Origin of the sequence: Danxiaibacter flavus (genome assembly GCF_041060425.1) — a bacterium.
GTDB classification, from domain to species: Bacteria; Bacteroidota; Bacteroidia; order Chitinophagales; family Chitinophagaceae; genus Danxiaibacter; species Danxiaibacter flavus.
The window spans coordinates 997027-1021931 of record NZ_JAULBC010000001.1; the positions used below are offsets into that span (position 1 = coordinate 997027).

Consider the following 24905-nt stretch of genomic DNA (forward strand, 5'->3'; position numbering starts at 1 on the left):
TTTAAGTGGCATTAAACTTGCAGCTAATCCGGCTATAACTAACCGCTTATTGATAGATTGATAAATGAGGTAAAAATTTTTGCTGCAGTGCATACTAGAACGTATTTGCGACCGTTAGATATAATAGATTGTAAAACAGGACGCCCTCAAAGAAGCCATCAGAACCTGTGTTAAATGATAATGGCCTCTGCAAGATTAATTTTATCACTAAGACGTTGCTACAAAAAATATTTATTGTAAATTGATAATATCAATATCTACAATAGTATAAGCTTTTTTATCATACCTATTGAGGGTATATCCGGCTGCTGTTTCTACAGTAGCCTTAATTTTATTACTTAAATATATAAGCACTTATATAGTTAATTACGCCTTCTTGAGGTGCATTGTTTAAATGCCGGGTGTGTCTATTGCAATGATGCGCAGTGATTATCTGGAAAGGAAGTGTTGTCTCTGCACAAGTGCGGTAGACACAAAGCTGAGCCGCATACTTGCGCCAGGAATCTGATTTCCTATCAGCAGGAAGCTCTGTTGGTGCTTTAGATGTTCTTAACTAAATGACGTTGTCCACGATTTTGCTTTTTGCGGTTTGCTAAAGCGCAATGTCATTTAGTTAAGGATGGTTCGCTGGTGTTGCTCCGTAGGAGCATCCGCTTTGTAGAAAGAAAAAAACGCATCGTTCAAGCTCCTTTAGGAGCTACCTGTCAAGCGTTACAGGAGACTCCGCTCGAATCCGGTGATATTTTTAAAATCCTGATTTTCTACAAACAGAAGCTCCGCCGGAGCTATAAATATTCTTAACCAAATGACATTGTGCTAAAGCGGAACGGCAATGAAAAGAACTTGTACATTTGCTTCTCTCTCGTATTCATTTTTAGACAACGATTTAAAAGATACACGATGAAAGCAATCGGATTTAAAAAGTCATTACCTATAGCAGAGCAGGAGAGTTTTATAGAGTTTGAATTGGATAAGCCTGTTCCCGGCGACCGCGATTTGCTGGTTAGAATTAAAGCAATCAGCGTTAACCCTGTTGATTTTAAAGTCAGGCAAAATAGCGCAAAAGAAAACGTTCTTGCTGAACCAAAGATCATTGGCTGGGATGCAGCAGGAATAGTTGAATCGGTTGGGAAGTCTGTTACACTATTTAAACCCGGAGATGAAGTGTATTATGCCGGTGACCTGACCAGGCCCGGGTCAAATGCAGAATATCAGCTCGTAGATGAAAGGATTGTCGGCAGAAAACCTTTAAAACTAAACGATGCCGAGGCTGCTGCGATGCCACTTACTACACTAACTGCATGGGAAGTTTTATTTGATCGTTTTCGCATTGATGACAGGGATAAAGGTAAGTCTGTGCTCGTACTTGGCGGTGCCGGAGGCGTAGGTTCAATTGCGATTCAGCTTGCTAAGAAAATAGCAGGTTTACATGTTATCGCTACCGCCAGTCGCCCGGAAACCGAGGAATGGTGCAGGCAAATGGGAGCAGATGTTGTAGTTAATCATCATCATTTGATAGAAGATCTCGGGAAGGCCGGTTATAAAGAAATTGATTTTATTATTGATCTTGTTGATATTAACAGCTATTGGGATACCGTTGTACAACTTATCAAGCCTCAGGGACATATTGCTTCCATAACAGGTTCAGCTGCTCCGGTTGCATTGAATAAGCTGAAGAATAAAAGTGTAACATTCTCCTGGGAACTTATGTATACGCGTTCAATGTATCAAACCGATGATATGATCGAGCAACATAATATTCTTAATAAGGTAGCCGATCTGCTCGATAATGGGACTATTGTACATACGCTGAATACAACATTCAATGGGTTTACTGTAGATAATTTGAAAGAAGCACATCGCTTGCAGGAATCCGGAAAATCAATTGGCAAAACAGTTATTGTTTTTTAGTGTGAAGTGCTACGTATTAGGCGTGTTTAAAAACCAAAAGCATGAAATTATCAAATAACAAGATCCTTATTACCGGCGGAGCTAGTGGTATTGGATTTGGACTTGCACAAAGATTTGTACAGGAAGGGAATACAGTTATTATTTGCGGGCGCCGTGAATCGGCATTAAAAGAAGCTGCATCAAAGCTGCCTTCTGTTATTACAAAAGTGTGTGACCTGGCAATAGCCCAGGAGAGAGAAGATCTTTATAAATGGATTGAAAAAGAACATAACGATCTAAATGTATTGGTAAACAATGCCGGTATTCAAAATTGGATGTCGTTTGAGGATGAAGATTTTTATGAAAAAGCAAAAACTGAAATCATAACAAATGTTGAAGCACCAGTGCACTTAATTAAACTGTTTTTGGAACTTCCCGGGCTGAATACCATTCTTAACGTTACTTCCGGGCTTTCGTTTGTCCCATTAACAAAGGTGCCCGTTTATTCAGCAACAAAAGCTTTTTTTCATTCCTTTACACTTTCAATGCAGCACCTGTTAAAGCCAAAGGGAATAGAAGTTATAGAAGTAGTGCCGCCTGCATTAAATACAGATCTTGGTGGCAAAGGTATTCATGATTTTGCACCACCGGTTGAAGGCTTTATCGATGCAATATTTGCGCAGTTGAAAGAAGGCAAGACCCAACTTACGTACGGCTTCAGTGAAGCTATGGTAAATGCCGGTCCGGCCGATTTGCAAATGGCATTCGCCCGTATGAATGGAACCGAATAAGTACGAATTACGAACTACGAAGTACTTAAGTGTGACAGGTCTTTTTTTCTCAACACCATAAGAAGACATTATCTGAAACTGTAATTACTGTTGCAAAAAAAATGTTGGTATGTCCAGCCGTTATCAATTCCGGCTTACACACCAACATTTTATAATTCTTTATCCGTTCTTAAAAACTTTCTTTCTAATCTTTTATCCTTCTTACTCTCTTACCCGTCTCACGGTCTTACATGTCTTACGATCTTACATGTCTTACGATCTTACATGTCTTACGGTCTTACATGTCTTACTCTCTTACGGTATTCCTAATCCCCGTCCAGCAAATTCCCCAATCCACCCAATATGCTGCCTTCTTCTTTACGGTTATACGTGCCATATTGTAATATGCGACCGGCGAGACGACTAATCGGAAGACTTTGGATCCAGACTTTACCAGGTCCGCGAAGTGTCGCAAAGAAAACACCCTCACCTCCGAATAAAGTGTTTTTGATGCCACCTACGAACTGGATATCATATTCAACATTAGCTGTGAAAGCGACGATACAGCCGGTGTCAATTTTAATCAGCTCGCCAGGCATCAGTTCCTTTTCTACTACATGTCCGCCGGCGTGCATAAAGGCCATACCGTCGCCATCCAGGCGTTCCATGATAAATCCTTCGCCACCAAACAGACCCGTGCCGAGTTTTCGCTGAAATTCTATTCCGATGCTAACCCCTTTTGCTGCGCAGAGAAAGGCATCTTTCTGGCAAATTATTCTTCCACCCAGGCGAAGAAGGTCAAGCGGAATGATCTTTCCGGGATAAGGCGAGGCAAAGCTTACATGTCTTTTTCCTTGTCCTATGTTTGTAAAGGCTGTCATGAATAGGTTTTCGCCCACAAGTAACCTTTTGCCTGCGCTGAAAAGTTTGCCGAGAAGTCCACCTGATTGTTGCTGGCTGCCATCTCCAAAAATTGTCTGCATCTGTATACCATCGTCCATCATCATAAAAGCGCCAGGCTCGGCAACGGCTGTTTCCCCCGGATCAAGTTCAACTTCTACATATTGCATCTCTTCACCAAAGATCCTGTAGTCAATCTCGTGATTATTGATCATAAAATGAGTTTTAATATTTTAGGTTGAAAGTAGCAAAATGATGAACACGATTTCTGAAGAAAGGGAGATTTTATGCTATTGGTGTGCCAATTATATGAATGGAGAATAGGAGGGAGGATTGTAAGAGCGTTCGGGGTATTCATATTGATTCAATGTCGGTATTAATCGAATTTTATCTTTCTCTTTTTCATTTCCTCTTTTAGCTTGTCAGGAATGTCGCGGCATTTGCAATTCTTCGCATGTTCAAGATGCCATTCAATGCGTTGCTCTGTAGTGGCATTCTTCGGCATTGGGTGAGCAAGGTGCCATTCTTTGTTGAGTTTCATATGAGATTTTTGATTGTCTTATGGATAATTTTTTTCTGATGGTTTGAAATAACTGTTCAGAAACGGATTTAAATCCAACCACATTAATCTCGTTTCATGTATGTCATCTAATGAACCAAGAAAATCAAATCCATTTTTAAGGTAGAAGGTAGTTGCCTTTTTTTTGGCATCTACAATAAGAAATTTACAAGCACATGATTTATTACACTCAATTGCAATGCTGATAATGTAATTGAGTATTTCCTGTCCAATGCCTTTATTATGCAAATTTTTGTCGACGGCCAATCGGCCGATTTTAATCGCGCCGAAACTTTTTAAATGACGCTTTTCATAAGGAATTCCTCTTTTTTTCAAAAAGGCTTTTCGCTGATTTGCCGAAGTAAAGCTAATCTCTTCTACTCTTAAGGAATCATTGAACAGCGAAAAATAAGCAATCATTTTTCGGTGCTGATTTAGTACCATGAAAGTCTTTGCGAGGTGGGCCGACGCATAATTTATTGCATCTTCCTGAAAAAAGTCATTGAGGTCGTCATCTCCACAATCAAAAGCTGGTAATAATGTTTCTCTGGAAATTGGGCGTAGGGTAAAAATGGGCAAGGGATAATTTTTTAATTGATATGGCGTCGAAATTTTTTTGCGCTCTCAAAAATTGCATTCATTCTCTCGATGCTTATGATTTCGTGCTTTTTCTTTTCAATTTTTTTTAAAAAGATTTCAGCATCTCTGCCTTTTAAGTCAGGCGTATTCTTAATTGGTTTGGCCATCAGTATTCTTTGCAAATTATGAAAGCTCAAAAATAATAAAAAAATATCATATTAATATGCCTGTCAATTTAATGAAAACTCAAAGTAAACCGGCAAATGATCAGATATCAATCGTGCTTCACTCACATTCGCAAGTGATCTGTAAAAATGAATAGCGTCAGCCTTTAAATATGAGACCTTTTCCGGTTTAAAGAAGATATTATCAAATTCAGATGCCAGGCATTCCTGATTAGCGCATTTTTGCCTGAGACTGGTCTTTTGATTGGTCAGTGCAGGAATGTATCCCATCTGCTTTAAAGGATTAAAAACAGAATGCGATTGTGGCAAGTTGAAATCACCGCAAAACAGCAAATTCAGATCTGGATATTCATCGGGCAGGAACCTGAAATATTTTATTTCGGTTTGAGGTTGTTTGCTTTTAGTGATGGCGTGAAAATTTGCCAGTGTAAAAGTTTTGCCGTTAAAAGAAAAACTGCAATAAAAAGGTTCGCGGTCTATTTGTCGATGATAAGCTTGCTCCAGCCAGGGTTTAGTGATCCGTTTTAGGAGCCTGGGTTTCCATAAGTATGCATACCGTTCTCTTTTGTAAGAGTTATCGCCGCTTGTAGGTTCACTGATTACATAATCCCATTTTTCGCCTTTCCTGTTGAGTATATCAGCAAGTTTCGCGACAGCTTGTGCGCCACCATAACCAGCAACAACTTCCTGTATCATCAGAATGTCAAAATCTTTTACCGTGTTTGCAATGAAGTTGATAGCAGAATCGGATTTGCTTTTGCCAAAATCCTTGAGATTCCATGAACAAATGGTGATTGAGTTTTTCGCTGTGTATGCAGAAGTTGAAAGCTGGCATAGCACAACAGTAAAAATCATTAGTATCCGATAAGTAATTTTTTTCCAGATCTGCATATGTCTATCTTATTGCTACCTGAACTTTTTGAGATCATCCAGGGAAATTCCTAATGTTCTGAGATTGTTTTTTACAATCATGATCGGGACAGGATCAATATGGTCCTGAAGTACAATCGGTCGCGTAGCCTTTTCATGAATATAGACATAATGACGTTTGTGATGTCTTAGTAGCTGACAGCCGACACGTTCAAGAAATCTCAGGAAGTGTTTTAAGGGGAATATTATTAGGGTTCATTACTTTGCTGCGTTCAAAAGGTCAAATGTATGGGTTTGGATTTTTTCTTGTAATCGTGCTTGTTAATCATCTCAGTGAGGTTGTCGTCTTTTTGAACAAGCCATGAAAAAGTTGGTGGCATAGGAGCGTGCCTGGCTTTGATTTTCCACCCTCTTTTCTGCAAGTCTTCAATAAGGCTGTTATTATTGGCTGTAAAATGCAGGTATTCATCCAAAACCACATCCCAACTCCGTCTGGCGTCAGAGAGCGTGTTGCAATAGCCAACAAGATCAAGGGCCGGACTGTAGACGTAAAAAATTCCATCTTCTTTATATTCAATTACGTCAATTTTTACCGTTACAACCTGATGCTGGTTACTCAATTTGTATGAGTCTATATATTTCCCCGTTGAAGGCATATGCATTTTTCTTCACCTTAAATGTAACTCAGAATATAAACGACCCGGAAAGGAAGTCGCAATTTCTGTAATGTAGTAAATGAATTGCTTGTAATAGGCTCAGGTTCTATTTTGGGTTTACTGTTAAAAAAAGAAAACCCCTGATTTCTCAGAGGTTTTTCGAGTGCCCCAGGCGGGACTTGAACCCGCACTCGCGTTTGCGGCGAACAGGATTTTAAGTCCTGCGTGTCTACCAATTCCACCACCAGGGCGAACCGTTTGTTGATTGATCTTCCAGGAAAATCAACCGAAAAAAAATCCCGCATTTAGCGGGAATCTTTCAGAGCGGAAGACCGGGCTCGAACCGGCCACCCCGACCTTGGCAAGGTCGTGCTCTACCAAATGAGCTACTTCCGCTTGTTTATTTAAAGAACTTTTGTTGGTTGTTTTTGTTTTGGGAGTGCAAAGATAGAAATCTGTTTGAAACTTCAAAATTTTTCTTCAAAAATTTTTTATTTGTATTCAGGAGTATACTTTGTACTGCTCTGAATTTCTACATCAGGCTTTCCCTTATAACGTTGGTTATATAAACGATAGCAACCGCCTAACACAAACGCTAAAACGCAAAATACCTGTACATAAAAAAGAAAACGAGATGAGCTTACCCAGTTGTATCTAAAATCTTTTTCTTTTATATTTTCTGTTTCCTGTGACATAATCTCTTGATTGCGTTGCAAAAATAAGGGAGTACGCAGTAAAAAACGAAAAGAAATCTGATAAATTTTTTTTGATACGCAACATGCATTTAAAATCACATGTTATATATCGTGCTCAAAATGTTGTTGCTATTGCTTCTTATTTGTTTCCAATAATGTCCGAAAATTTTTTCATGTTGTTTACAAAATAGTTCCACACAATTGAGCGGTTGTATACACCTGTTAATGTTGTAAAAGGTCTTTTGGTGTAAGGTGCTTTCAACGAGTGTAGTAGTCTCCATTTCACCACACTTACATGCGCTTTCAAAACTGCTGTAAATGATTTGGGATATCCTGTAAACAAGTTTTTACAGGCAAATAATATATCAAGAAAAAAACGCAAGGGCAATTTCCAGATGCGTTCCTGCCACGGAAGATTTTTACATAACATGATCAGGTTATTGCGGAAATTCAAATATACTTTTCTCTCATTGCCTTTTGGTAACGTTCCTCCGCCAACATGATACACCACGGAAGCCGGACAGCTCATTATTTTATGTCCCTTCAACTGCATTCGCCAGCAGAGATCAATTTCTTCCATGTGCGCAAAAAAGTAGGCGTCAAATCCCCTGCAGTCCTGAAACACCGAAGCCCTCACAAACATAGCTGCGCCGGATGCCCAAAATACCGGAGCCGTTGAATTATATTGCCGAACATCTTTTTCACACACTTCAAATACACGTCCTCGTGAAAAAGGATAACCAAGGTAGTCGATCCATCCGCCGGCACCCCCCGCATATTCAAATAATTCTGGTTCGTGATAGGAGAGTAATTTTGGCTGGCACGCAGCAATAGCTTTGTCAGATTCCATCAACGTGATAATGGGCTCTATCCATCCCCGTGATACTTCCACATCAGAGTTTAGCAACACATAATAGTCGCTTTTAACCTGTTCAAGTGCTTTGTTGTAACCTCCGGCAAATCCATAGTTCCTGTCAAGAATAATAAGTTCAACAGATGGAAAAGATTCCCTCAAAAGTGCCAAAGAGTTATCGGTAGAGGCGTTATCTGCTACAATAACTCTTGCATATTCTGCAGAGCAGGACAGTACGGAAGGCAGAAATTTCTGCAGATAGTGAACACCGTTATAATTCAATATTACGATCGCAACAGTTGGTTGAGTCAAGCGTTTGTTATTTGGCCAAAAATAAAGATAATTAGCTATCAGCTGTCAGCTATCAGCCATCGACCATGTAGGATGTTAGATGCCCGCCCGTACCGGCGGCACGTTCGGGCGGGTACGGTGTACGATGTCAGACGCCGGAAAGGAAAGCATTTCAAGTACGAATTACGAAGTACGAGGTACGCAGGTTTGGTTCTGTTTATTCTTTTTTGCGCATCGCTCAATTTTCAGTCTGCTAATAAAACCCTGTGTTAATCTTATAAATCCACCGATCCGGTAAATCCTGGTTCTGACAAAAAAACTCCGATCAAGTCTGTCCTACTCCTGCCAATCCATCAATCACATAAATCCCGGTCCAGACAAAAGAAGCTATCGGCGATGTATGTACAATGTTAGGTGCACGATGTACTATGTGGGGTGCCGGAAAGGAAGGCACTTCAAGGACGAATTACGAAGTACTAAGTACGCAGGGTTGGTTCTGTTCATTCTTTTTTGAGCATCGCTCAATTTTCAGTCAGCCAGTAAAGCCCTCTGTTAATCCTGCCAATCTTCCAATCCCATAAATCCCGGTCAAGACAAATCCCGGTCTCAACAATAAATCAACTCCCAATCAAAAATCCAGTAAACCATTTAATCCCGTGAATCCCGGTCCAGACAAAAAATCCAAATCATTTTTCAGATTACAGAAACTATTAAATCTTTATTTTTGTTTGATAACTGTATTCCTGGTTATTAAAGGTTATGAAGAAAATAGAACTGGAAATTGTAGCATTATCGCATAGCATTACGCAGACGCATTCTTATGCGGTTGTGTTGGGAGAAGTGAATGGACTACGCCGTTTACCAATAGTAATTGGTGGTTTTGAAGCCCAGGCAATAGCTGTTGCACTTGAGCGGATGCAACCCAGCAGGCCCCTCACGCATGATCTTATGAAAAATTTCATGAATGCCTTTAACGTGGATTTGATGGAAATAGTGATCAATGACCTGCAGGAAGGTATTTTTTACTCCAAGCTTGTTTGCATTAATGAACATGATACGGTAGAAATTGACAGCCGTACAAGCGATGCACTTGCACTGGCTGTTCGTTTCGGATGTCCCATCTACACATACGATCATATTTTGGAAAGCGCTGGTATTTTGATGGAAGATACAGGCAAGAAAAAGAAATCTGAAGTGCCTGTAAATGATCCTTCAACCAGCGTTGGACGTGAAGATCTGTCTAAACTGAGTCTTGAAGAGCTAAATACATTGCTGGTTGAAGTGCTCGATCAGGAAGATTATATACGTGCCATTGCCATCAGGGATGAAATCAACAAAAGAAAGTAGGCACAATGATCGTTTTTCCAAACTGCAAAATCAACCTGGGTTTAAATATTATCAGCAAACGATCAGACGGGTTCCATAACCTGGAGACTGTTTTCTATCCGCTACCATTACGGGATTCCCTGGAAATTATTTCAGACGAATCCGGCGACGTTTCATTTACCAGTTCCGGCATTTCCATTCCCGGAAGCGCGGAGGGAAACCTGTGTATAAAAGCCTACGACCTCCTCAAAAAAGATTTTCCACAACTGCCGGGTATAAAAATGCATTTGCATAAGAGTATACCTATTGGTGCAGGTTTGGGGGGCGGTAGTGCAGACGGCGCTTACACACTTTTATTGCTTAACCGGAAGTTTCAACTGGCTATAAGTGAAGAAAATCTCATTGATTATGCCCTGCAGTTGGGCAGCGACTGCCCTTTTTTTATAATAAATAAACCTTGCTTTGCTACTGGCAGGGGAGAACAGATGGAGCCATTGCCCGTTGATCTGGCTGCATATAAGTTCGTAATCGTTAATCCTCAAATACATATCAATACGGGATGGGCCTTTTCGCAGCTAAGTCCGGCTAAACCAGTGCAATCTGTAAAAGACATTGTTTGTCAGCCGGTAGAAAACTGGAAGGCTTCGCTGTTCAATGATTTTGAGCAACCTGTTGTTAAACAATACCCCGAAATTGCCGGGATAAAGGACACTTTGTATGCCCAGGGGGCTGTTTACGCCTCAATGAGTGGAAGCGGAAGTACCGTGTATGGCCTTTTTCCCGCCCCGGCTACACCTCAATTTGACTTTCCCGCACATTACCTGGCTTTAGACCTGCCCTCGATTTAATGGAAATTTAATATTGATTTCTGCAAATCGTTAGAATGTATCTATTTTTTTGTACATTTTATTGAACGATTTCAAATATTTACCTGCCCAACTGTCGAAAACAGTGATTTGTGTTCATTTATTTCGTAATTTTAGTCGCCTGCCAAATTATTTTTTCCAAAATAAATTTTCGTTTGCCTATGCCTGTACAACACAGACATGAGGGATTATATGACCCCTCCTTTGAACATGACGCTTGTGGAATTGGATTTGTGGCCAACATAAAGGGCAACAAAGGCCACCAGATTATTTCTGATGCGTTAACGGTGCTGGAGAACATGGAGCACCGTGGTGCTTGTGGATGTGAGAATAACACCGGCGATGGAGCAGGTATTATGATCCAAACCCCACATGAATTCTTTTTTGATGAATGCATAAAACTAGGCGTTCATCTGCCGGCTTTTGGAAAGTACGGTGTGGGTGTGATCTTTTTTCCTAAGGAGATCCGCCTGAGAGAAGAGTGTCGCGACATTTTTAACCGCTCTGCTGAAAAGCTCGGTTTGGAAGTGCTGGCTTACCGCAAAATTCCCGTTAACCAGAATGGCATCGGGGCAACGGCCCTTTCCGTAGAGCCGGAAATGGAGCAGGTGTTCGTAGCTTGCCCGGATCATATTAACAATCCGGATGAGTTCGAACGCAAACTTTTTGTACTCCGTAACTACGCCAGCCACACAATTAATAATACTGTTAAGAAAGATGCTGTAGGCTTCTACATCGCATCCCTTTCTTATAAAACGGTGGTTTACAAGGGTCAGCTGATCAGTAGCCAGGTGCGTCATTACTTCCCTGATTTAAGTAATAAAAGGGTGGTGAGTGCATTTGGACTGGTTCACTCACGTTTTGCCACCAATACATTCCCTTCCTGGAATCTCGCTCAACCGTTCCGCTTTATCGCGCACAACGGTGAAATCAATACATTACAAGGTAACCTCAACTGGTTGAAAACCAGTGAAAATGGGTTTGAGTCTTCTTTATTTACAAAAGAAGAGCTTGAAATGATTTTACCTGTTGCCATTTCAGGTCAGAGTGACTCTGCCTGTCTTGACAATATGATTGAGATGCTTACACTTAGCGGCCGCTCATTACCACATGTAATGATGATGCTGATTCCTGAGGCCTGGGATGGCAACGAACACATGAATCCGCTCAAGAAGGCATTCTATGAATATCATGCCTGCTTAATGGAGCCATGGGATGGTCCGGCTTCTATTTCTTTCACTGATGGAAAAATAATTGGCGCAACGCTGGACAGGAATGGTCTTCGTCCTTCACGTTATTGTGTAACGAAGGATGACCGCGTGATCATGGCCTCAGAGTCTGGTGCTTTACCGGTTGATCCTTCTATCATTAAAGAAAAAGGCCGTCTTCAGCCTGGTAAAATGTTCGTTGTGGACATGGAGCAGGGAAGAATTATCAGCGATGAGGAATTGAAACAGGATATCTGTTCTCAAAAACCTTATGCTGAGTGGCTGAATAAATATAAAATACGTCTGGAAGAATTACCTGAGCCAAGAGTGCTGTTTACACACCTTGAAACAGACCAGATCTTTAAATATCAGAAAGCATTCGGTTATTCAACCGAAGACCTGGAAACGATCATCGCACCAATGGCGTTGGACGGTAAAGAGCCAATCGGTTCTATGGGAACTGACGTGCCTTTGGCCGTTTTAAGTAACCAGCCTCAGCATTTAAGCAGCTATTTCAAGCAGTTGTTTGCCCAGGTTACCAATCCACCAATCGATCCGATCCGTGAAAGAATGGTGATGTCACTGGCGACCTTCGTTGGTAACAATGGCAATTTGTTGAAAGAAGATCCGCTGAGCTGCCACTGCGTTGCATTGAAACATCCTGTTCTGAACAATCACGAGCTGGAGAAATTGCGCAGTATTGATACGGGTATTTTCCAGGCAAAAACATTACAGACTTATTTCAGGGCCAGCGGCAAGCCGGGAGCGTTAAAAGCAGGTCTTGACAGACTTTGCCGTTATGCTGTTGATGCTGTTAACGATGGTTTTGAAGTATTAATATTATCAGACAGGGCGATCGATAGTGAGCACGCACCAATTCCGTCTCTGCTGGCCGTTTCAGCTGTTCACCACCACTTGATCCGCAAGGGTTTACGCGGACAGGTAGGATTGGTAGTTGAAGCCGGCGACGTTTGGGAAGTTCACCACTTTGCTTGTTTGATCGGATTTGGTGCAACTGCCATCAATCCTTACCTGGCACTGTCTTCTATCCGTGATATGAAATTGAACGGAAGGCTGGATACTTCACTGGATGTTGAATACCTTAAGAAGAATTACGTTAAAGCTGTTTGTGACGGTTTGCTGAAAGTGTTCTCTAAAATGGGTATCTCTACCTTCCAGTCATACCAGGGTGCACAGATTTTTGAGATCATCGGTTTAAACAGAAGTCTGGTAGATATGTATTTCTCCGGAGCAACTTCCCGTATTGAGGGAATGGGCCTGGATGAAGTTGCAAAAGAAACACTTACCAAACACTTCTTAGGCTTTAGCAGAAAAGATATACCTGTTGACCGTTTACCTGTTGGTGGTTTATACCAATGGAAACGTAAAGGGGAGTTCCACCTGTTCAATCCGCAAACCATTCACTTGTTGCAGTATTCAACAAGAATGAATGATTACAATACTTTCAAAAAGTATTCAAAAACGGTGAATGATCAGGGTGAAAAAGCTGCTACACTCAGAAGCTTGTTCCAATTCAAGAAAAACAGACCTTCTATCTCAATTGATGAAGTAGAACCTGCAGAAAATATATACAAACGCTTTGCTACCGGCGCCATGAGCTTTGGCTCTATTTCATGGGAAGCGCATACAACATTGGCAATTGCAATGAACCGTCTTGGCGGTAAGAGCAATACCGGTGAAGGTGGTGAAGATGATATCAGGTATACACCGTTGGAAAATGGCGACTCAATGCGCTCTTCTATCAAACAGGTAGCTTCTGCACGTTTTGGTGTTACGAGCTACTACTTGACTGAGGCAGATGAGTTGCAAATTAAGATGGCACAGGGTGCAAAACCTGGTGAAGGTGGACAGTTACCTGGTCATAAAGTTGATGACTGGATTGGTAAAACAAGACACTCTACTCCGGGTGTTGGTTTGATCTCTCCTCCACCGCACCACGATATTTATTCAATTGAGGATCTTGCACAATTGATCTTCGATTTGAAGAATGCAAACCGTGCTGCAAGAATCAACGTTAAACTGGTTTCTAAAGCAGGTGTAGGTACAATTGCTGCCGGTGTGGCAAAAGCTAAAGCCGATGTTATCCTGGTATCTGGCCACGATGGTGGTACGGGTGCATCTCCTGTAAGTTCAATTAAACATGCAGGTTTGCCGTGGGAACTTGGTTTGGCAGAAACACATCAGACACTTGTAAGAAATAAATTACGCAGCCGTGTAGTTGTGCAGACAGATGGTCAGTTGAAAACCGGCCGTGATGTGGCAATTGCTACATTGTTAGGTGCTGAAGAATGGGGTGTTGCAACAGCTGCACTGGTTGTAGAAGGTTGTATCATGATGCGTAAGTGTCATTTGAATACCTGTCCCGTTGGTGTGGCTACCCAGGATCCTGATCTGAGAAAACGCTTCAGCGGCAATGCGGACCACGTTGTTAACTTCTTTAAGTTCATTACACAGGAGCTTAGAGAGATAATGGCTGAGCTTGGTTTCAGAACCATCAATGAAATGGTTGGCCAGGTTGATTGCCTTGAAAACCGTGAAGGTGTTTCCCATTGGAAGTACAGCAAACTGGATCTTTCTGCTATCTTATATAAGGAGCCTGCGAGTCCTTATGTAGGTCTTTACAAACAGGAAGAACAGGATCATGGTTTGACTGAAGTGCTTGACTGGAAACTGCTGGAAGCTGCGCAACCTGCATTACAGCGTAAGGAAAAAGTAAAAGCTGAATTTAATATTAAGAATACGGACCGTACAGCGGGAACAATCCTTTCTAACGAGATCACGAAGATCTACAAAGCTGATGGTTTGCCGGAAGATACCCTGCATTACAAATTTACAGGTACTGCCGGTCAGAGCTTTGGCGCCTTCAACACAAATGGTGTTACGTTAGAACTGGAAGGTGATGCAAATGACTATTTTGGAAAAGGACTTAGCGGCGCCAGGTTGGTTGTCTATCCGCCGAAACAAGCGTCATTTGTTCCTGAAGAAAACATCCTGATAGGAAATGTTGCTTTCTATGGTGCTACATCCGGAGAATCATTCATCCGCGGTAAAGCCGGCGAACGTTTTGGCGTGCGCAACTCAGGTGCCCGCGTGGTAGTTGAAGGTGTGGGTGATCATGGTTGTGAGTACATGACGGGAGGTACTGTTGTAATTCTTGGCCCAACAGGAAGAAACTTTGCGGCGGGTATGAGCGGTGGTATTGCTTATGTGTATGATGTTCAGGGTAAGTTCTCATCTATGTGTAATGCAGAGATGGTTGATCTTGATCCTGTAAATGAAGAAGATGCCAGGTTACTGCATACGATGATCAGCAGGCATCTTGATTACACAGGCAGTACTGTAGCAAAATTTGTACTGGATGATTTTGAAAACCAGTTGAAGAATTTTGTGAAAGTCTTCCCAAGAGATTACAAGAAAGTGCTTACAGAAAGAAAACAAAAAGCAGAAGTAAGCAAGTAGAAAACAACATTTAACCAACAACAACCCGGCATGCATAATTGATATGCCGGGTTAACAATAAACATCACAATGGGTAAACCTACAGGATTTTTGGAGTTTACAAGAGAGCTTCCTGCAAAAAGACCCGTAGAGGAGCGTGTAAATGATTACAAAGAGTTTGTTGAAAGATTCGAACCTGAGAAACTCAATCAACAATCTGCACGCTGCATGAATTGCGGTATTCCTTTCTGCCATAGCGGCTGTCCTTTGGGCAACGTTATTCCTGAGTTCAATGATGCGGTTTATCGCAAGAGCTGGGCGGAAGCGTACGACATCTTGAGTTCAACAAACAACTTCCCTGAATTTACGGGACGAATTTGTCCTGCACCATGCGAGAGTGCATGCGTGCTTGGTATCAATCAGCCTGCTGTTACTATTGAAGAAATAGAAAAACACATTATTGAAATAGCTTTTGAAAAGGGATTGGTTAAAGCGCAGAAGCCGAATGTAAGAACAGGTAAGAAGATTGCTGTAGTAGGAAGTGGTCCTGCAGGACTGGCTGCTGCTGCGCAATTGAACTATGCTGGTCATAGTGTTACCGTGTTCGAAAGAGATGATGCTCCCGGTGGTTTGTTGCGTTATGGCATTCCTGATTTCAAACTGGAAAAATGGGTGATTGACAGACGTGTTAACCTGATGGAAGAAGAGGGTGTCGTGTTTAAATGCAATGCGAATGTTGGTGTAAATGTTCCGCTGAATGATATTCTAAGAGAATTTCACGCAGTAGTACTGGCTGGCGGTTCAACTGTTCCGCGCGATCTTCCAATACCCGGAAGGAACCTGGAAGGAGTTTACTTTGCGATGCAATTCCTGAAGCAACAGAATAAACGTGTTGCAGGAAAAGACCCGCTGGCAAATGCTGCCATTGAAAGCAATATCTATTCAAAAGAATTATCAGCAAAAGATAAACATGTTGTTGTTATAGGTGGTGGTGATACCGGTAGTGACTGTGTAGGTACATCTAACCGTCACGGTGCAAAAAGTGTAACACAGTTTGAACTGATGCCTCAGCCACCGTCAAGCCGCACTCCGTTTATGCCCTGGCCAACTTACCCAATGGTATTAAAAACATCATCTTCTCACGAAGAGGGTGTACAACGTCAGTGGGCTATTGCGACTAAGGAATTTATTGGCGATGAAAATGGTAATCTTAAAGAACTGAAGATCGTTGATCTTGAGTGGAAACTTTCTGATGACGGAAGACCTGCTCAGTTTGTAGAGATCAAAGGAAGCGAAAGAGTTATTCCTTGCGATATGGCATTTCTTGCAATGGGATTTGTATCTCCTGAAAAGAAAGGACTTATTGAAGACCTTGATGTTGAACTTGACGACAGAGGAAATGTTAAGGCTACAGAGAAAGAATACCAGACGAGCATTCCAAAGATCTTTGCTTGTGGTGACATGAGAAGAGGTCAGTCTTTGGTTGTTTGGGCAATAAGTGAAGGCCGTGAGTGCGCCCGTAAAGTTGATGAGTTCCTGATGGAATATTCATTGCTTGAGAGCAAAGATCTGGCCTGGGTTACACAGATCTAATCTGGAAATTATATTGTTTCGTAAATACAGGGCCGTTACTTTCATAAAGTAACGGCCTTTGCTTTATGTATGATCGACGATTTTGTTCTTTTATAAACAAATGTTAGTGAGTTTTGAATAGGCAAAATTTCTATGCTAAAAAACTGTTATTTTAAAAAGTGTCTCTATATTTGTTTTAAGTTATTTTTAAGCTAAACCCATTGCAATGAAAAACCATTGCGTAACTGCATAAGCAGAGTTCTCACCTCGGATAACACCACAGATTTTAATTCATTTAATTATTAGTTGCTTTTCTGACTAAACCGGAAAAGGCAGTTATATATTTTTTAGTCAACTAAAACCCAAACATGAATTAATGAAAAAAATGCTACTAATCGTGCTTTGTCTGTGTGTGGCAAAGTGCTGGGCGCAAAGCCGCTCAATTTCCGGTAAAGTTGTAGACTCACTGGACAACCCTATCGCAAAAGCCTCCATTGCTATTAAAGGAAGCAGGGGAGGAACTTACTCAAACGAAGATGGATCATTTACACTAACGGTGCCCGGTACTGCGAAGGCGCTGGTAGTAACGGCTGTTGGGTTTGTGGAGAATGAAGTGCGGATCGGGTCTGGTAATACTCTACAAGTCGTAATGAAGCGAATTGATCACCGGTTAGAAGACATTGTTGTCGTTGCATACGGAACAGCGAGGAAAAGCACTTACACAGGCTCAGCGGTTCAGATAAACGCAGACAAGATAGCTTCGCGGCCCCTCACAAATGTAATAAAGGCCCTGGATGGCCTCGCGCCTGGTGTTCAGGCAAGTTCAGGAACCGGTCAGCCAGGAGAAGCGCCTTCGATAAGAATCCGCGGATTCGGATCTGTAAATGCATCTAATGCTCCACTATATGTCGTAGATGGTGTTCCATACATGGAAGGATTGCAGAATTTAAACTCGGATGATATTGAAAGTATCTCGGTTTTAAAAGATGCTGCTTCCACAGCTATGTACGGAAGTAAGGCCGCCAATGGAGTAATTATTATTACTACAAAAAGAGGTAGAAAAGATCAGAATAAACTTCAGATACGCGTTGTTCAGGGCGTAAGCGAACGCAGTATTCCGGAGTATAACAGGGTTGCTGCGGGAAGTTATTACCCGTTGATGTGGGAAGCACTGCGAAACAATTATATTTCAACAGGTAGTACGACGGATAATGCTAATCAAAAAGCCACCAATAACATTAAAAATTATCTATACTATAATCCTTTTAATGTTCCTGATAATGAAATTGTGGGTGTTGATGGAAAGCTTAATTCGAATGCCAGCCTTATATATGCTAATGATCTGGATTGGTATAGTCCCATTTTGCGTACCGGAAACCGGGGAGACTATGGAATAAGCTACAGTGGCGGCACAGACAAAAACGATTACTTTGTTTCATTAGGCTATTTAAAGGACAATGGATATCTCAAAAAAACTGATTACGAACGGGTAACTGGTCGCATTAGTGCCAATTCGCAAATACGATCGTGGCTAAAGACAGGTCTTAATATTTCAGGAACAATAAGTAAATCTAATTACGCGGCGACTGCAGATAATAGCACTGGATATTCGAATCCTTTTTTCTTTAGCAGGAATATAGGGCCCATATATCCCGTATATGTTCATGATATGAAAACTGGTGACTTTGTCCTTGACGAAAGTGGCAATAGAATCTTTGATTTTGGTAATAACAATGCGGAAATAGCAGGTTATCCGGCGCAACGACCTTCCGGAGCAAGCCCCGGACGTCACATAGTAGCAGAGACTCAATGGAATAATCAGTTATACAAGTCCAACACGCTGAGCGGCAGAACCTATATGGAAATACCTTTCTTGCGGGATTTTAAGTTCACCACGAATCTCAGTGCTGATGTAACATCCTATAATAGTTCGTTTGCAGAAAACAGATTTGTAGGAGACGGCGCGCCTGCAGGCAGATTACAAAAAAGAAACTATTCAAGCACTTCAATTAACTTTAACCAGCTTCTACGCTATTCAAAATCTTTTCATGGACACGCTATAGAAGCGCTTGTCGGTCACGAAAGTTACAAGTATCTATTCAGTAATACGTCGGGGCTTAAACAAAGCATTGGCGTAGATGGAAACGACGAGTTCATTAACTATTCAACCATTAACAGTCTTACGTCTTATTCCAACGAATACCATACCGAGGGTTATTTGGCGCGGGTGGATTATAGTTATCGTAGTAAGTACTTCGGGTCGGCATCGTTTCGAAAAGATGGCTCATCTGTTTTTTATAAACCATGGGGTTCGTTTTGGTCCCTCGGCGCAGGCTGGAGAATGGACCAAGAGGATTTTTTAAAAAGCGTTAAATGGGTTAATCTATTAAAGCTTAGAGCTTCATACGGCGAAACGGGTAACGACTTTATTTTAAATAGTGATGGGTCTCGAAATTACTACGCTTATCAGGAGCTGTCAGAGCTTGGAGTAAATAATGGAAACAATTTTGGCATTCTAAAGACGTCGAAAGAAAATAAGGACCTAACATGGGAGAACAACAAGAGCTTTGACCTAGGGGTTGAATTTAGTGTTTTTGAAAACAGGTTTAATGGTTCAGTTGAATTTTTTAATCGTCAGAGCGATAATTTATTGTTTGCTGTGCGTCTGCCGTTGTCTGGCGGATTGATATCTGAATATCAGAACGTGGGAACGATGAAGAACTACGGAGTAGAAGCTCAGTTAAACGGTGTTGTCATTCAAAATAAGGACTTTAAATGGAGTCTTGGCGCTAACGTGACGTTCCTTAAAAACACCATAACAAAACTTAATGAAGATTCTCGCAAGAACGGTATAATCAATGGCACCAAAAAGCTTTTAGAAGGCCACTCCCTGTATGATTATTGGCTAAGAAGTTGGTATGGAGTGGATGTTGACAATGGTGATGCCTTATGGAAGATGGATCCAGCAGCCAATTTCAATAGTGCGGATTGCAAAATTATAAAAGGGGATACAGTTACATCTAATTACAATAAAGCGTTGTATGAATACAATGGGTCTGCAATTCCCAAATTTTATGGAGGAATAACGAGCTCTTTTAACTACAAAAACTTTGATCTTGCCATTTTGCTCACGTATCAGGTAGGCGGAAAAGTCTATGACGGCAATTACTCCCAGCTAATGCACTCCGGTAATTTTGGAACTGCCTGGGCTTCAGAGATAAACGGACGCTGGCAAAAGTCTGGCGATATCACAAATATACCAAGGCTTGACTATAGCAAGAGATCGGTTTATGATGTCCAAAGTAGCAGATGGTTGGTTGACGGATCTTACCTGAATGTTAAATCAATTTCACTTGGCTATACACTTCCACAAAGGCTTTTAGGAAAGGCCGAAATCTCGTCGCTTCGCGCGTTCGTCAGCGCAGAAAACATTTGGATGTTTACTGCGCATAAAGGGATGAATCCACAGCAAGCATTTACCGGCGTAGCAAGTAATGATTACATACCAGCCCGCATGCTGCAAGTTGGGCTTAATGTTAACTTTTAATTATTACAGATTTTTAAATGAACTATATGCGACTAAGACATTTCCTTACAGGATTAATTTTGGGTTTGCTAACAATTTCCTGTAAAAAAGATTTTTTAAAAACAGCGCCGACAGATGCCACAAACGCCAATCAGGCATATGCAACAACTAAAGGTTGTTATACAGCTTTGGAAGGGATAAATCGACTGATGTATATGCAATCGGACTATAATGGTACATATAATATGGACCAATGTGGCCAGCAGTCAACAAATATTCGAATGGATATGATGGGCGCAGATAACGTGTCTTCGGGGTCAGGAAATGGATGGTATAATGAATCCTACGATTGGACCGGTCATAGAAGTGCAACCGGCAGAGAAACACGATATCTCTATTATTATTATTACCGGATCATCCGAAACGCAAATGGATTAATAGAAAATACAGGCAACGCCACAGGTAGTGAGGGAGAGCGTAAGTCAATTAAAGGCCAAGCATATGTATATCGTGCATGGTCACATTTTATGCTTGTGCAACTGTTCGCCCAGCGGTACGATGCAGCCAAAAGCAACGATCAGCCGGGAGTAGTATATCAAACTTTTTCTCAGGATTTTTCGCCCAAGCCACGAGCAACCGTTGAGAATGTTTATAAACAGATTAATGGCGATCTTGATTCTGCTATAAGCTTGCTATCACCGAACGTTCCTGTTAGAGATGACGTTTCGAATATTGACTTGAGCGTGGCAAAGGGAATAAAGGCTAGAGTAGCGTTGGTAATGCAAGACTGGAATAATGCTGTTAAATATGCTTCCGAAGCATGCGTTGGCTATTCCCTAATGACGAATGCTCAATATTTGTCCGGATTTAATGATTTCACAAATCCGGAATGGATGTGGGGGAGTCGGGTCATAAGTGATCAGAATAACTACTTCTATTCATTCTTTGCATTTATGAGCCCAAATTTCAATTCAACTTTTATCAGGACCAATACTCGCCTCATTAATTCCTCCTTGTATAAAATGATACCAGCGACAGATATTCGAGCTAAATGCTGGGACCCGTCTGGAGAGTACACATTGACGCAGCCTCCAAAGAAGAAGCTGCCATATGTTACAAAAAAATTTCTGGCTCAAGACGCTGGCAGTAGTTTGGGCGATCTTGTCTACATGCGGTCAGCTGAAATGTATCTCATTCAGGCCGAGGCAAAAGCGCGCATGAATGATGATGAAGGCGCCAAAAATGTATTGGAAATTCTTCTGAAAAACAGGAATCCGAGTGGGTATCAAAGGCCAACAGAGATTGGGAATGCCTTGGTTCAATATGTTCTTGCGCAGCGCAGAATAGAACTTTGGGGAGAAGGATTTGCTTTCCTTGATTTGAAACGTTGTAATCTTGCACTGAACAGAACCAGCGCCAATCACGACGCTGCACTATGTAGGATTTTGCAAATGCCATCGGGCGACAAGCAGTGGCAATTTCTCATTCCTCAGGATGAGATTAATGCCACAGGAGGAATCGTCACGCAAAATGAACTTTAATTTCACACGGAGAAAAAAAGACTGGTTCGCCAGTCTTTTTAGTTTAAATGATTGTTTAGTTTAATATTATCTATCATAGTTATTTAGGTCATTGAGAACATAATCGGATAGTTTATCAATTTTTCCGCACATTATTTGGACCATATCCTTTAAATAATATCATTTCATCGAGCCAAATTCATTAGGTCAACAGTGTTGGGTTTGAGTTCAACACATATTTGTATTTATATAATTTATCAGTCTTTTTCATTAAAATAACATTATAAATAAAAATATCCATCTTTGCTTTTTGTTCAATTTATACAAAAGTGTTAATTTCAATTCTAGATATTATATTTAATATTTTATAATCTTTCTGAAAAAACACTTAACATGAGCAGACTCACCACCAAACAAGTACTCCCATTTTTAATCCTGGCAGCTGTTGCATTGGCTGCTATTTTTATTCCCTCCCAAACCCTGTTCGACGGTAGCAAAGTTTACAACAGTGCTGATATAGCCTGGATCATTGTAGCTACCGCGCTGGTGTTTTTGATGACACCTGGTCTGGCATTTTTCTATGGTGGTATGGTTCACCGCAAAAACGTGATCTCAACCATGATCAAAAGCGTGGTTGCAGCAGGTATCGTTAGCGTACTTTGGGTTGTTGTTGGCTTTAGCCTTTGTTTTGGTAAATCCATTGGCGGATTTATCGGCGATCCTACAACATTCCTGTTCTTTAAAAATGTTGCTTCCGGTGCTCCATGGAGCCTCGCCCCAACTATTCCGCTAACGCTGTTTGCTTTGTTTCAGCTGATGTTTGCTATCATCACTCCGGGCCTGGTTGTAGGTGCCGTTGCTGAAAGGATCCGTTTTACTTCTTATGCATTATTTATAGCGCTGTTCAGCTTGCTGGTATATGCGCCAATAGCACACTGGACATGGCATCCTGATGGCTTCCTGTTCAAAATGGGCGTATTAGACTTTGCGGGTGGTACAGTAGTACATATTTCTGCAGGTTGTGCTGCTCTTGCCGGTGCAATGGTATTGAAAAGAAGAAAAGCGCACCTTGAGCACAAAGAAATTCCGCCAGCTAACGTTCCTTATGTACTTATCGGAACCGGTTTGCTTTGGTTCGGTTGGTTTGGTTTCAATGCCGGATCTGCATTAGGTGCAAACTCTTTGTCTGTTGCGGCTTTTGCTACAACTAATACTGCTGCTGCTGCTGCTGGTTTGTCCTGGATGTTCTTCGACATTATGAAAGGTAAAAAACCTTCAGTATTAGGTTTCTGTATTGGAGCGGTTGTTGGTCTTGTGGCTATCACTCCTGCTGCTGGTTTCGTAGCAATTCCTCAAAGTATTTTCATTGGCGTTCTGGCTGCCATCATTTCCAACGTCGCTGTTTACTACAAACAAAAATCAACTTTGGATGATACGTTGGATGTGTTCCCCTGCCACGGTATCGGCGGTATGGTAGGTATGTTAATGACAGGTATTTTCGCTACAAAAACAGTGAATAGCGCCGGTGCCGACGGCCTTTTTTACGGAAATGCAGCTTTCTTCCTTACTCAGTTAAAAGCATTGGCAATAGTTGTTGCATACAGCTTTACGGTATCATTCGCCATCTTCAAATTCATCAATTTTATCCTTCCATTGCGTGTAAGCGAGGCGGATGAAGAAGTTGGTCTGGACGAATCTCAACACAACGAAAAATATCTTCAGGGTACTCTACTGGTACACACTACAAGTACCGAGAATGGTTTATTGACTGAAGAAGAAAAAGAAAAGGTACAGCTTGCTTTATAAGATTTGAACTTCTGGACAAAGTTCAAAAAAGCGCTATACCTTCTCATTTAACACTTAAAACTTACTGCAATGTTACAAAAAATTTTGACTACGGGCGTAGCTGTGGCCACATGTGCCCTGTCTTACGCCCAGGACACGGATTCTACGAAAGAAAAATCGTCGGCCTTTAAGTTATCCGGATCCGCAGACGTGTATTACAGGTATAATTTTTCAAAACCTAAAGACGCTCCCTATAACAACCTGACCAGCTTTACCAATTCCCAAAACTCCTTTGAGTTAGGGATGGCTTCGTTAAAAGCGGAACATACAATTGGTAAAGTTGGAATGGTTGCAGATCTTGGCTTTGGCAAAAGAGCGGAAGACTTTTCGTATAACGACGCCAAATCAACACTAGCCATCAAACAATTGTATTTAACTTATTCTCCATCGGCAGCGTTGAAGTTTACTGCCGGTAGCTGGGCAACACATATTGGATACGAATTGGTTGATGCTTATCTCAACAGAAACTATAGCATGAGCTATATGTTCTCTTACGGTCCATTTTTCCATACCGGTGTTAAAGCTGATATCTCGCTGGGAGGTAAAAGTACTTTAATGGTGGGCGTAGCAAATCCTACCGATTTCAAGAGTGCTTCCACTATGCCCAAGATGATCATTGCGCAATATGCCGTTGCTACCAAGGATGATAAGTTCAAAGCTTACCTGAACTACCAGGGCGGAAAATACAATGATTCTGCAAAGCTGTACCAGGGCGATGTGGTATTGACTTACGCGTTCGGCGACAAATTTAATATGGGTTACAACGGTACCGTACAATCCCGAAATATGAAACAAAACGACAAGTGGGGGTCTTCAAATAGCTGGTGGGGATCAGCATTATACCTTAATGCTGACCCAATTAGCTGGTTTGGTCTGACGCTGCGCGGCGAATATTTCAGTGATAAAAATGATGTATTGGGTATTCACGGCGCAGGTACCACAGGTCTCGGAAATGTTTTTGAAACTACCTTGTCAGCCAACTTTAAAATTGATAACCTGACTATCATTCCAGAATTCAGGTTAGATAATAGTAAAAACGCTGTATTTGTTAATTCTGCTAATGAACTGAAAAAATCTACCGGAACTTTTATTGTGGCCGCAACCTATCATTTCTAATAGGGAATCTACTGACTAAAAGATATTCCTTGTTTGTATGAGGCTAAATACTACTGCTATTGACCCCGCCATGTGCGGGGTTTATCGCGTGTAGCTGTGAGCTATCAGCTATTAGATATGAGGTGTCAGGTATCAGCTATGAAGGTGCGAGGTGTAAGGTATGAGGCCGATCATTCAACTAATAAAGCATTTTCTTATTTTAGGCATGCACATTTTCAA

The 24905-nt window shown here is 41.4% G+C and carries 17 protein-coding genes and 2 tRNA genes; 10 read left to right on the forward strand and 9 right to left on the reverse strand.

Translation table 11 applies throughout. The annotated features are described in order from the left end of the window. Positions 1-900 precede the first annotated feature (900 nt). Both QTN47_RS03760 and QTN47_RS03765 read left to right on the forward strand, forming a co-directional pair. On the forward strand, positions 901-1911 hold the full coding sequence (locus QTN47_RS03760) for a zinc-binding alcohol dehydrogenase family protein (RefSeq protein WP_369327985.1): 1011 nt from the start codon (positions 901-903) through the stop codon (positions 1909-1911). A 41-nt stretch (positions 1912-1952) separates the two neighbouring features. Then, entirely contained in the window at positions 1953-2681 is a 729-nt protein-coding gene (locus tag QTN47_RS03765) for an SDR family oxidoreductase (RefSeq protein ID WP_369327986.1), read from the forward strand. A 305-nt stretch (positions 2682-2986) separates the two neighbouring features. Here the strand turns inward: QTN47_RS03765 and QTN47_RS03770 are convergent, their stop codons facing one another. From QTN47_RS03770 to QTN47_RS03810, 9 genes are all read right to left on the reverse strand, one after another. Further along, positions 2987-3775, reverse strand: coding sequence for a TIGR00266 family protein (locus QTN47_RS03770; protein ID WP_439100174.1), 789 nt, complete (start codon positions 3773-3775; stop codon positions 2987-2989). A gap of 161 nt (positions 3776-3936) precedes the next feature. After that, positions 3937-4101 carry a hypothetical protein gene (locus QTN47_RS03775; RefSeq protein WP_369327987.1) on the reverse strand — a complete coding sequence of 55 codons (165 nt, stop codon included), beginning with the start codon at positions 4099-4101 and terminating at the stop codon, positions 3937-3939. An 18-nt stretch (positions 4102-4119) separates the two neighbouring features. After that, complete coding sequence (locus QTN47_RS03780; protein WP_369327988.1) at positions 4120-4698, reverse strand: GNAT family N-acetyltransferase; 579 nt, start codon at positions 4696-4698, stop codon at positions 4120-4122. A gap of 230 nt (positions 4699-4928) precedes the next feature. Further along, a complete protein-coding gene (locus QTN47_RS03785) occupies positions 4929-5738 on the reverse strand; it encodes an endonuclease/exonuclease/phosphatase family protein (RefSeq protein ID WP_369327989.1) in 810 nt (269 codons plus the stop codon). Positions 5739-6025: 287 nt separating this feature from the next. Further along, complete coding sequence (locus QTN47_RS03790) at positions 6026-6409, reverse strand: hypothetical protein (RefSeq protein WP_369327990.1); 384 nt, start codon at positions 6407-6409, stop codon at positions 6026-6028. A 164-nt stretch (positions 6410-6573) separates the two neighbouring features. Continuing rightward, positions 6574-6660: transfer RNA gene (locus tag QTN47_RS03795), tRNA-Leu, on the reverse strand. A 72-nt stretch (positions 6661-6732) separates the two neighbouring features. Beyond that, positions 6733-6805: transfer RNA gene (locus tag QTN47_RS03800), tRNA-Gly, on the reverse strand. A 95-nt stretch (positions 6806-6900) separates the two neighbouring features. Continuing rightward, a complete protein-coding gene (locus tag QTN47_RS03805; RefSeq protein ID WP_369327991.1) occupies positions 6901-7104 on the reverse strand; it encodes a hypothetical protein in 204 nt (67 codons plus the stop codon). A 139-nt stretch (positions 7105-7243) separates the two neighbouring features. Further along, positions 7244-8269 (reverse strand): glycosyltransferase family 2 protein, encoded by a 1026-nt coding sequence (locus tag QTN47_RS03810; RefSeq protein WP_369327992.1) that lies wholly within the window; start codon positions 8267-8269, stop codon positions 7244-7246. Between the two features lie 738 nt (positions 8270-9007). Here QTN47_RS03810 and QTN47_RS03815 point away from each other — a divergent pair. The 8 genes from QTN47_RS03815 to QTN47_RS03850 all read left to right on the forward strand — a co-directional run bounded on the left by QTN47_RS03815 (position 9008) and on the right by QTN47_RS03850 (position 24686). Further along, positions 9008-9595, forward strand: coding sequence for a bifunctional nuclease family protein (locus QTN47_RS03815; protein ID WP_369327993.1), 588 nt, complete (start codon positions 9008-9010; stop codon positions 9593-9595). 5 nt (positions 9596-9600) lie between these two features. After that, positions 9601-10422 (forward strand): 4-(cytidine 5'-diphospho)-2-C-methyl-D-erythritol kinase, encoded by an 822-nt coding sequence (gene ispE / locus QTN47_RS03820; RefSeq protein ID WP_369327994.1) that lies wholly within the window; start codon positions 9601-9603, stop codon positions 10420-10422. Between the two features lie 179 nt (positions 10423-10601). Beyond that, a complete protein-coding gene (gltB, locus tag QTN47_RS03825) occupies positions 10602-15128 on the forward strand; it encodes a glutamate synthase large subunit (protein ID WP_369327995.1) in 4527 nt (1508 codons plus the stop codon). Between the two features lie 69 nt (positions 15129-15197). Further along, complete coding sequence (locus QTN47_RS03830; protein WP_369327996.1) at positions 15198-16700, forward strand: glutamate synthase subunit beta; 1503 nt, start codon at positions 15198-15200, stop codon at positions 16698-16700. A 355-nt stretch (positions 16701-17055) separates the two neighbouring features. After that, entirely contained in the window at positions 17056-20226 is a 3171-nt protein-coding gene (locus tag QTN47_RS03835) for a SusC/RagA family TonB-linked outer membrane protein (RefSeq protein ID WP_369327997.1), read from the forward strand. A 26-nt stretch (positions 20227-20252) separates the two neighbouring features. Further along, positions 20253-21746, forward strand: a complete 1494-nt coding sequence (locus tag QTN47_RS03840; RefSeq protein ID WP_369327998.1) for a RagB/SusD family nutrient uptake outer membrane protein — start codon at positions 20253-20255, stop codon at positions 21744-21746. A 372-nt stretch (positions 21747-22118) separates the two neighbouring features. Continuing rightward, positions 22119-23531, forward strand: coding sequence for an ammonium transporter (locus QTN47_RS03845; RefSeq protein ID WP_369327999.1), 1413 nt, complete (start codon positions 22119-22121; stop codon positions 23529-23531). Between the two features lie 69 nt (positions 23532-23600). Beyond that, positions 23601-24686 carry a porin gene (locus QTN47_RS03850; RefSeq protein WP_369328000.1) on the forward strand — a complete coding sequence of 362 codons (1086 nt, stop codon included), beginning with the start codon at positions 23601-23603 and terminating at the stop codon, positions 24684-24686. Positions 24687-24905: the final 219 nt, after the last annotated feature.